Consider the following 10,490-nt stretch of genomic DNA (forward strand, 5'->3'; position numbering starts at 1 on the left):
AGGTCGTAACTACCTAGTGTCACCACCGGTGAGACCTTTGAGACAGTCACCGTCGAGCCAAACATCAACATGGCCACCACTGTGATCCATCAATGCTGGACGCGGCCTGTCAAGCGCCAGTGAATGGGTCTGTGGCAAATCTTCCAACTGGCGGCGCCAATAATCGATTTGACGCTTAAGCACCTCACCGCTCAACCAGTCACGCTGCCACAGAGCATAATCGGCGTACTGAATAGGCAGCGGTTCAAGAATTTGTGCAACATCTACGCCGGTTGAAAGCCCGGCTATCAGCTGGCCAAACTCATTCATCAGCACACCCATCGACACACCGTCCGAGGCGATGTGATGCATGGTCAGCAGCAGCACATGCTCTTCATCACCGCTGTGTAGCAGGCGCCCTCTGAACATGGCGTCAGAACTCAAGTCAAACGGGGCGGAGGCTTCATCATTCAACGCTTCTTGAATATGATGGCTGCTATCTGCCATGCCCCGCAGATCTTCGCGGATAAGCGGTAGCGCCATATCAGTGTGAATGCGCTGCACCGGTTCGTCGTTAACCGACTCGTAAGTGGTGCGTAGCACTTCGTGGCGCTGAAAGATAGCCTCAAGGGCCTGAACTACAACGTCGCTGTCCAGAGGACCAATAATACGGGTGGCAAACGGCATGTTGTACAGGCCGCTTGCGCCCTGCAACTGCTCGATAAACCACAATCGCTGCTGGGCAAACGACAGTGGAATATCACCGTCGCGAGGCTGCTCCACCAATGGTGGTAGAGCCAGTACCGGCTTTTCAGATAACGCCTCAGCCAGTTCAGCAATGGTGGGGTGTTCAAAAATATCCCGTACCGACGCATCCAGCTGGCACTGGTGGTGAATGTTGGCCACTACCCGGGTAGCTAACAATGAGTGGCCACCAACTGCAAAGAAGTTGGCGTTAACACTGAGTTTGTCGGCAGGCAGGTGCAACAAGGCGGCAAAAATATCCACCAGACTTTGTTCAAGGGCATTGCTCGGAGCAAGGTACTCCAGTGCCACTGCCAGTATATTAGGCCGTGGTAGCGCTTTTTTGTCCACCTTGCCATTGGCCGTCAGTGGCCACGCATCGAGCACGGCAAAAACTGACGGTACCATATATTCCGGCAGCGCCTGTTGTAGTTGTTTACCCAATTGCTGGACCAGCTGTTGCTCGTCTCCAACGTGCGGTTGTTCCTCATCATGTGCAGCAATGACATAAGCCACCAGGGTTTTATTCCCTGGTTCGTCTTCACGCACCAACACCAAGGTTGAAGCCACCAACTCACTACTGAGAATTTGCTGTTCGATTTCACTGGTTTCAATGCGGAAACCTCTGATCTTCACCTGCTCATCAACCCGGCCAACAAACTCCAGATTGCCATCAGCTAGATAACGAGCCAAATCGCCAGTACGATACAATCGCGCCGGTTCACCATTACTAAGCGGTGTAGTGCTGAACGGATCAACAATAAAGCGTCGTCGGGTCAATTCAGGCTGATTATGGTAGCCTTTGGCCACCCCTACACCGCCTATATATAACTCACCCACCGCACCTCTAGGCACCAGATTGGCCTCGTTATCAATCACCCCATATGCCCGGTCAAGCAGATACAGCTTGACATTATCATTGGGCGTACCAATCGGCAGCACCTGATATTTTTGCCAATCATCGACGACCTCATAAGCACTGGCAATATCTGTGCCTTCGGTAGGCCCATACTGATGAATCAGTTGGGTTTCTGAGGTTTTCAGCCAGGCTTTAAGCCGTGACATCATAATGATTTCACCACCGATCAATACCACTCGCAAACTGCGCAATGGTGAATAATTTTGTTCTGCGGCAGTTTCAATCAAGGGATAAAAGGCACTGGAGGCACAGTTCAACAGGGTCACCTGATTGGCCTCGACGGTAGCGACAATACGCTGCGGATCGTAATCGGTAGCAGTGGCAAAGTGGACACTGGCGCCCAACAACAACGGGGCCAGCAGATTTTTCTGGGTTAAGTCAAAACCAGTGGCACTGATCACCAGCAGCCGATCGTCCGCGCTGATGGCATACCGACGATTATACCATTGTAATAGGTTACTCACCCCGTCATGGCCAATCAGGGTGCCTTTGGGTCGCCCGGTAGAGCCAGAGGTATAAATAACATAACTGAGGTTATCCATGCCCAGTTCAGGTACTTCGGGGTTGGTCAGTGGCTGCTCTTTAAACTGTGAATGATCGTCTACACAAATCACCTCAGCACCCCCCTCTGGCAAGACATAGGTCAAGCCTTGGTGGGTGACCACCAGTTTTAACCCGGCATCTTCGCGCATATAACTGAGACGGTCCTCGGGATAAGACGGGTCCATCGGCACATAAGCGCCACCGGCTTTCAAAATCGCCAAAATGCCAATCAACAGCTCGGTTGAACGATCCATACACAAACCCACCAGGGTATTGGGTTTAACGCCCTGGGCTATCAGGTAATGGGCCAATTGGTTTGCCCTTTGGTTTAGTTCCTGATATGTCAACTGCTGGGTTGGTGTCACCACCGCTAAGTGATCCGGAGTGACGGCTGCCTGATCAGCAAACATCTGATGGACCAAGCGATCTTGTGGGTAATGATGTTCTGTTTGATTGACCTCCGATACCAAATAATCACGCTCATCAGCGCTGAGGATCTGGTAACCTGCCAAGGTGGCAGGCTGGGTATAAGCCACCAGGGCATGAAGCAAGACACTAAAGCGTTGTGCCATATCAGCGATGGTGCTACGGTCAAAAATATCGGTGGCATACTCAAAGCGGATTTGTAACCGTTCGCTTTGTGCCAATTCAGCAAGGGTCACGGTCAGTTCAAATTTGGTCACGCCATCATCTGCCGATAGCGGTTCAAACGACAGTCCCCCCTGCTCTGCGCCCTGATCTTGCTCAATATGCAAGAAATTCATCATGATCTGGAATAGCGGAGTATGTAACTGGCTACGTTGGGGGTTGAGCTGCTCAACCAACAATTCAAACGGGGTATCCTGATGGGCTTGTGCGCCAAGGTTGACGTTTTTCACCGCCGCCAGATAATCACTCAGTGATAACTGCAGGTCAACATCGAGCCTCAATACCAGAGTATTGACAAAAAAGCCGATCAGCGGCTCAACAGCGGGGTGCATTCGGTTGGCCACCGGCGTACCCATGACAATATCCCGCTCGCCGCTATGACGCGCCAACAGTAATGAAAGCGCCCCGTGTAGCAACATAAACAAGGTCACATCCTGTTGCTGCGCCAACTGTTTTAACTGCTGAAGCGTCTCGGCTTTAATCCAGACATCAACATGTTCTCCCGGACGATGGGTAATCACTGTACGTGGCCGATCCAGCGGCAATGAATGGGCCGCCGGAAGGTCACTTAGCTGTTCACTCCAGTAGGCGAGCTGATTCTCCAGTACGGTACCGGTGAGCCAGTTACGTTGCCAAAGGGCATAATCGGCATACTGAATATCAAGTGGCGGTAATATGCTGGCAATATCCTGACCCTCGGCCAGACCTGCCATCAGTGTGCCGAGTTCCTGCATCAGTACCGCAAGGGATGTCCCGTCTGAGGCAATATGATGCATGGTCAGTGACAATACGTATTCGTCTACCCCTGCCTCATTAGCACCACAGCACAGCAAACAGGCCCGCAACATCGGCACTTCGGTCAGCTCAAACGGTGTTGATGCCTCAGTTTTGAGGATTTTTTGGACACTGACTTCACGCGCTACGCTGTCAAGACTGGCCAGTTCAATGCGAGTGACCTTAAAGTCGACCCGACCGTGGATAAGCTGTTCAGGGTGTTCGGTCACTTTGACGTAACTGGTTCTTAATACTTCATGACGCTCAACAATGGCTGTCAATGCTTTTTCAAGATGAGTCACATTGATTTGACCAGTAATACGCATCACAAAAGGCATATTATACTGGCTACCTGCACCCTGTAATTGTTCAATAAACCACAATCTTTGCTGCGCAAAAGACAACGGCACCAGCTCAGATCTATCTTGAGGTACAAGTTCCGGCAAGTGGTTTTCAGCACTGCCTTGCAGCACTTCCAGCAGCAGTGTGATGGTCGGATAGTCAAACACTTCGCGTACCGAAATTTCGCGACCAAACTCTTTGCGAATGCTCGCAACTAAACGTATTGCCAACAGCGACTGGCCGCCAAGAGCAAAAAAGTTGTCATCAATGCCAATCCGTTCGACCCCCAATAGATCTTGCCATAATTCAGCCAGTCTGATCTCTTTCAGCGTGGTTGGTGCTTTATAACCCGCCCGCGCCGCTTTGCTTTGTCGCTCAATCAATGGCAGCGCTTTACGATCCACTTTACCACTGCGGGTTAACGGCAATGACCTTATCGGTTGCATTGCAACCGGTACCATGTAGTCCGGCAGGCTGTTGTCAACAAATGCTTTAATCGCGGCAACATCCAGTGTCTGCACTTCGTTGAGCACAATATGCGCCACCAGCTCAGCACTGCTGTCTTCGCCACCGACCTGGGTTTGCATCAGTGCCACCGCTTCATTGATATGCGGATGCTGACACAGAGCGAATTCAATTTCGCCCAGCTCAACCCGGAAACCGCGTACTTTCACCTGATGATCACAACGGCCGACATACACCAGCTCGCCGTCGGCACGATACCAAGCCAAATCACCGGTACGGTACAGCCGCCGCCCCTGCTTGCCAGAAAAAGCATCCGGCACAAATCGTTCGGCAGTTAAGTCAGCTCGCTGCCAGTAGCCCTGAGCCAAGGTTTCACCACCAAGATACAACTCACCAACGACACCAACACCTGCCAACTGGCCACAAGCATTGACCACAAAAGCCTCAGCACCATTAAGCGCACGGCCAATCGGACAACCTCCGTGATGATTGTCGGATACTTCATGGGTGATAACACCAACAGTGGTTTCAGTTGGCCCATAGTGATTCACAATGCGTAAACCCGGCTGCAGCTGACGTACTTGTTCAATCAAAGAAGCGGGTAATTCTTCTCCGCCAAACACCAGGCATTCTGTTGGTAAAATGCGGGCCGGATCCTCAATACTCAACAGCGCCTTTAAATGGGAGGGCACTATTTTTAAGCAGCTGACAGGATTGTCAGCCAAATGTTGTGCCAGCGCATCGGGCTGCATCGCTTTATCCGCCTGTAACAGCCGCAAGCTGCGACCACTAAGCAAGGCACCAAACAAAGCGGTATGGCCTAAATCCGTTGTAACACTGGCCAGCGCCAGCAAGCTGCCATCGACAGATAGCTGTAATCGCTCATGCACTGCGGTGACATAATGAAAAAGGGCGTGGTGGCTGATACCTACGCCTTTTGGCTTGCCGGTAGATCCTGAGGTATAAATCAGATAAGCCAAGCAATCGCTGTCAACGGTCACTGGGATAAATGGCTGTTCTGTGTCGAGTGGCTGATCGACCCGAATCAGTGTCGCCAGATCACTAACAATGGCCTGTTGCTGCGCCACAGTTAGCACCCACTGACAGCCGGTGTCTTCAATAATATAACGAATGCGTTGCGACTGTAGCTCTGGGTCGAGAGGAATATAAACCGCGCCGACCTTCATTATCGCCAACAGGCTTATGATCAGATGTTCATCACGCCCGGTACAGACTGCAACCGGGGTTTGTACGCCAATTCCCTGAGCTTGTAGGTAACCCGCCAACTGCTCTGCCCGCTGATCAATTTCGCCATAATTAAAATTGCCCTGTTCGGTTGCAACGGCAATTTTATGTCGATGCTGATCAGCAAACCTGGCAAACAGCTCGGCAGCGCTTTTGGCATTACTTTCGGAGGCAATTTTAGCGTTATTAGATGGACCCGAGCCTGCTAATAGTTGTTTTTCTAGCTCGCTGACACTGTCTAATGCCGCCACCGGTGTTTGAGGAGCTGTGGCAATCACCTTAAACGCCTGATTGAGCAATTGTTCAAAGCGGTCGGAAATCAGTGCCACTGTCTCAGCACTGAACACCGCGCTGTCATAGTCGAAGTTCAGCGCAACGGATGTCTTTCCGAGCTGGCAAGACAGTTGTAAATCAAACCAATCTGTAACCCCAGCGCTGCTAATCAGCTCGGTCGTCGCCACCCCTGCAAAACTAATATCCGGCTGCTCGTTAAAACTGAAACCATAACGGGAAAGATATGGTTGTTGCTCATCGCTTATATTGCGCCAGTTAAAATGCTCCCGAAATGAACGGTGCCGGGCGATGCGTTGCTGGTTGTCTTTGAGTAAAGACAATAGCGCCGGTCCTTGCGGCTCATCGGCATAATCGACGACCACAGGCAGGTAGCTACATAACAGACCGACAAAACCGTCCATTTCATCGTCACGATTTTCTACCGCCAATGCCACGGTCAGTTGTGACCAGCCAATGTAACTGCCCAGTACCACCTGCCATAAAGTAAATAACACGGTTTCCGCGCTCAAGTCATACTCTGCCCCAAGCACCTTCACTGCCACCAGATCATCAAAACGCCGTAATAATTGCGCGCGACAACCACTAGAAGTTTCGCTGTCTGCCAGCTTTATACAGCCAAAAACTGTCCCTTGACCCTGCTGCCGCCAATACGTTTGTTCCTCGACAAACTCATCGGACTGATGCAACTCATTGAGCCAGTTGGCAACATCCACAGCCTGAATGATTTCCTCTTTATCAATCTCAACATTGCCGTGATATTGCTCGCTGATGGTTTGAAAGAGTATGTTAAGCCCACTCACATCCAGCGCCAATGCCGGTGCAACTAGCTGGATATCACAATACTTTTGGTGTTGACACAAACTCACCCGTAGCATTACACCGCTATCCAAAACGAATGGCTGATCCACCTGTTGCGCCAACTGCGCAGATGCCTGCTCTGCCGGCACTTCGGTCAGTTCAATAGCCACCTCATCACGGATCACTTGAACCGGTTCTCTAAAGCCGGCCGGGCGCACGTAATTGGTGCGTAGAACCTCATATCGCTGGCAGACATTTTTTAGTACATGATTTAATCTATCAACGTCAATGACAGTATGAATGCGCCAGCAGCCGTGTACATTGAGATATTGCTGCTGAGCATATTGTCTGATAGCAACGGCTCTGGCCTGTTGCGGAGATAGGCAATAGCAGTTGTCGGCTGCACTATTATTATTAATCATTGTTTCCCGTTATTATGACTGGCAGTTAACGCCATCTTATCCTTTTAAACTTATCCATTTTCTACTTGGGCAGCATCCACGCTGTTGTCAGCGGGTCCTGTAACTGCGAAATAAATCGACCCAGCCGGCTCAATCCTTCAACCAGTGTTTCTATTTCAACGGTATAAGAAATACGGATACTGTTTGGCTCACCGAATAAACGCCCCGGGAGTACGGCCACCCCTTCACTGCTCAGTAGTTGACCAGCAAAAGTGACATCATCAGCAATCACAGCGCCATCAAAAACCCTGCCATAGCAGCCGGAGATATCAGGAAACACATAAAATGCCCCCTGAGGCTTCGGGCATCGGATTTCACGATACCCTGCGAGCGCATTAAGCACTATATCTCTTTTGTCCTGATAGACTTTGCACATGGTTTGGTGAATAGTTTGCGGGCCTTCCAGCGCCGCCGTCGCCGCTTGATTAACCACTTGAGGAATATTCGAAACCGAATTACTGTTCAGCGCAATCACCGCGTTCGTCAACTCAACCGGAGCTGCCAACATGCCGATACGCCAGCCTGGCATCCCATAACTTTTCGACAACGAGTCGATTTTAACCAACCGTTCAGCCAATTGCGGTTCAAAATGCAGCAGATGAGATAGCTCTGTTTGCTCAAACACAAACCTGTTGTAAACATCATCGGTGATCAACCAAATTTGGTGTATAGCCAATACCTCAGCCAGCGCTGCCACTTCGGATTTGCTATACACCGCCCCGGTCGGGTTGGACGGATTATTAAATAACAAGGCTTTCGTTTGAGGGGAAATAGCCTGTTCAAGCTGGGTCGGCGTGATTTTATAATCGGCGCTGACCGGTGCTGCCAAGGTAGCCACCTTGACCCCCGTCAAATCAGCAATATCAATATAACTTGGCCAATACGGGGCTGGAAGTAACAGCTCGTCACCGGGATTAAACAATGAAAACATTACTGAAAACAATAGATGCTTGGCACCATAACCTGTGACAATATTCTCCTCACCATATAGATCAATACCATCAACGGCCAGTTGCGCCAGGTAAGCACGGATCAACGCTTCATCACCTTTGCTGGCACCATAGCAGCCACTGTCGGCAGCCAGCGCTTTGCTCGCCGCGTCATAAACATGCTGCCCTGGAAGGAAACTTGGCACACCGACAGACAAGTCAACGATGTTTTTGCCTTGTTTTTTAAAACCTGCAATATCTTGTGCAATCGTTAATATCGGACAGGCTCTAACATTGGCCATTCTTTGTGAAATTGCAGACACTACACACTCTCTCTACACGTTACCCCAGCTCCAAAGGTTCAGCCAATTCTCTGGAATCAAAACCATTGGTGAACTTATCGCGAGTATCAATTTCCCGCACCACTCCCTTACTGACACCAACACTTAAACGCTCCGCAATATTAACCGCTGACGAAGTGATGATATCGAGGTTACCGGCATAAGAGGCCAGATAGCCGCCCTGGCCTGTAACCCGGATCATGGTGAACAACCGAGTACCGTCGACATAAGGTTCAACGATAATTTTATAACCTTTGACATATTTCTGCACTGACTTTACAGCGGAATTAATTTCTGTGATAAGACCGTCAATATTAGGATGGGTAATCAGCGCAGATACTGCAGTTTGCATATCGACACTGGGCTTGGCTGGATTTATATTCAGCACCGCTTTAACACTGTCACAACCGGTAAACTTAGTGATCGCACTTTCGGTGGTGTTGAGATATTGATCGAGATTCAACCGTGTGGCAGCACCCGCGCTTTTGGCCGCTATCGAAGAGACCACTTCAATATAATCAATATTCTCATGCACCCGGCGAATGGCAGCCAATATCGGCAATGAAGCCTGACCACCACAGGTGATCATATTAACATTACTTTCAGTCAGCACCTGGTCGCCGTTTAACATCGGCACACATAAAATGCCTTTTGGAGCGGGGGTTAGATTGACGATGGTTTTGCCCGCAGCAATCAATTTTGGTGCGTGAGCCAGATGTGCAGCAGCGGACGTAGCATCAAACACCAGATCAAACCTATCGAGATTATTAAATAACGCTTCAACCCCGTTATCATATACAGCAGTGCCTCTTCGTTCGGCAAACTGTAAGCCACTAGAACCCTCAGTTCTACCAACAAACATGCTACAACTGAGAATAGGAGATTTTTCAACCTTACAAAGTAAATCGCAGCCGATATTACCGCTGCCAAGAATGGCTGTTTTCAAAAACATGACGCCCCCTCTTCGGATAAATCCTGAGCAAGTTTTGATAACCGACTGGCCGCCTCAATAATCATATCCTCCTGCCCTGCCAGCACGTTTCTTTTCGACAATTCCTGGTAAATCAGGCTGCTATGCACATTAAAGCATTTGGAGGCATGGGTGACATGCTTTTCAAAACCAGCGCAAACGCCATAAACACCACTGATAAGATTGCAGGTTTTAATTGAAGGGCTATTTGTCACAGGCAAGCCTTGTAGGTTTTCGATGGCATCACACAACTTAAACAAATCAACCCCAGTCTCATAATTGTAACGAGACAAGACCGCACACATTGCTTCTAGTTGAGTATTTCCGGCACCCGCACCAAAGCCACATAAAGTGCCATCAACAATGGTGGCACCAGCCTGCACAGCGGCCAGAGAGTTGGCAACGGCCATACCTAGGTTATTGTGGGCATGGAACCCCACCGGCACATCAAGGTTTTTAACTAGTAGACCAACTTTTTCGGTCACATCTTTTTCGACATAATTCCCTGCCGAATCCATCAGCACAATTGCCATGGCGCCGTAGGACTGCAACTTGAGAGCTTCTTCGAGTAGTTGTTCGGCCGGGGCCATATGGGTCATCATCAATACGCCGTGGGGGGGCTTATCCTGCTCTCGAGCAAATTCAATGTATTTTTCAGTCAGATCGGCCTCGGTGCAGTGAGCGGCGATCCGCAACACATCAACCCCAATATCAATAGCTACTTTAATATCGCTAATTTTTGCAAATCCCGGGATCATGTGAACCCCAAGCAAAGATTTACTGATATTATCACGGGCCTTTTCCAGCAACGTCCGATCAGAATGACTGGCAAAACCCAGCTGTAAAGTGGAAGCCCCCAGACCATTGCCATGACCAACTTCGATTACCCCAATACCGCAATCATCAATGGCTTGACAATAGCTGGCTATGTCCTCAAGGGACAAACCATGGGATATCGCATGATTCCCATCCCGTAAAGTTGGATCATAAATAGTAATTGACATTTAGGTGACTCAATGTTGTTAATTATTGCCTGAC

Annotated in this window: 4 protein-coding genes; all 4 read right to left on the bottom strand. The window is 49.7% G+C overall.

Going from position 1 to position 10,490, the window contains the following annotated elements:
* Positions 1-9: 9 nt before the first annotated feature.
* A complete protein-coding gene (locus ACL7TT_RS08730; protein ID WP_413394751.1) occupies positions 10-7,173 on the bottom strand; it encodes an amino acid adenylation domain-containing protein in 7,164 nt (2,387 codons plus the stop codon).
* 61 nt (positions 7,174-7,234) lie between these two features.
* Positions 7,235-8,464 (bottom strand): pyridoxal phosphate-dependent aminotransferase, encoded by a 1,230-nt coding sequence (locus ACL7TT_RS08735; RefSeq protein WP_413394752.1) that lies wholly within the window; start codon positions 8,462-8,464, stop codon positions 7,235-7,237.
* Positions 8,465-8,483: 19 nt separating this feature from the next.
* On the bottom strand, positions 8,484-9,434 hold the full coding sequence (locus ACL7TT_RS08740) for an acetaldehyde dehydrogenase (acetylating) (RefSeq protein WP_413394754.1): 951 nt from the start codon (positions 9,432-9,434) through the stop codon (positions 8,484-8,486).
* Entirely contained in the window at positions 9,425-10,456 is a 1,032-nt protein-coding gene (gene dmpG, locus ACL7TT_RS08745) for a 4-hydroxy-2-oxovalerate aldolase (RefSeq protein ID WP_413394756.1), read from the bottom strand. The genes ACL7TT_RS08740 and dmpG overlap by 10 nt, the downstream gene beginning before the upstream one ends.
* Positions 10,457-10,490 lie beyond the last annotated feature (34 nt).

This window comes from Microbulbifer jejuensis, from assembly GCF_047289955.1.
GTDB lineage: Bacteria > Pseudomonadota > Gammaproteobacteria > Pseudomonadales > Cellvibrionaceae > Microbulbifer.

Coding starts and splice junctions, on each gene's coding strand:
- ACL7TT_RS08730 (WP_413394751.1), bottom strand. CDS start 7,173: ATGATTAATAATAATAGTGCAGCCGACAACTGCTATTGCCTATCTCCG.
- ACL7TT_RS08740 (WP_413394754.1), bottom strand. CDS start 9,434: ATGTTTTTGAAAACAGCCATTCTTGGCAGCGGTAATATCGGCTGCGAT.
- dmpG (WP_413394756.1), bottom strand. CDS start 10,456: ATGTCAATTACTATTTATGATCCAACTTTACGGGATGGGAATCATGCG.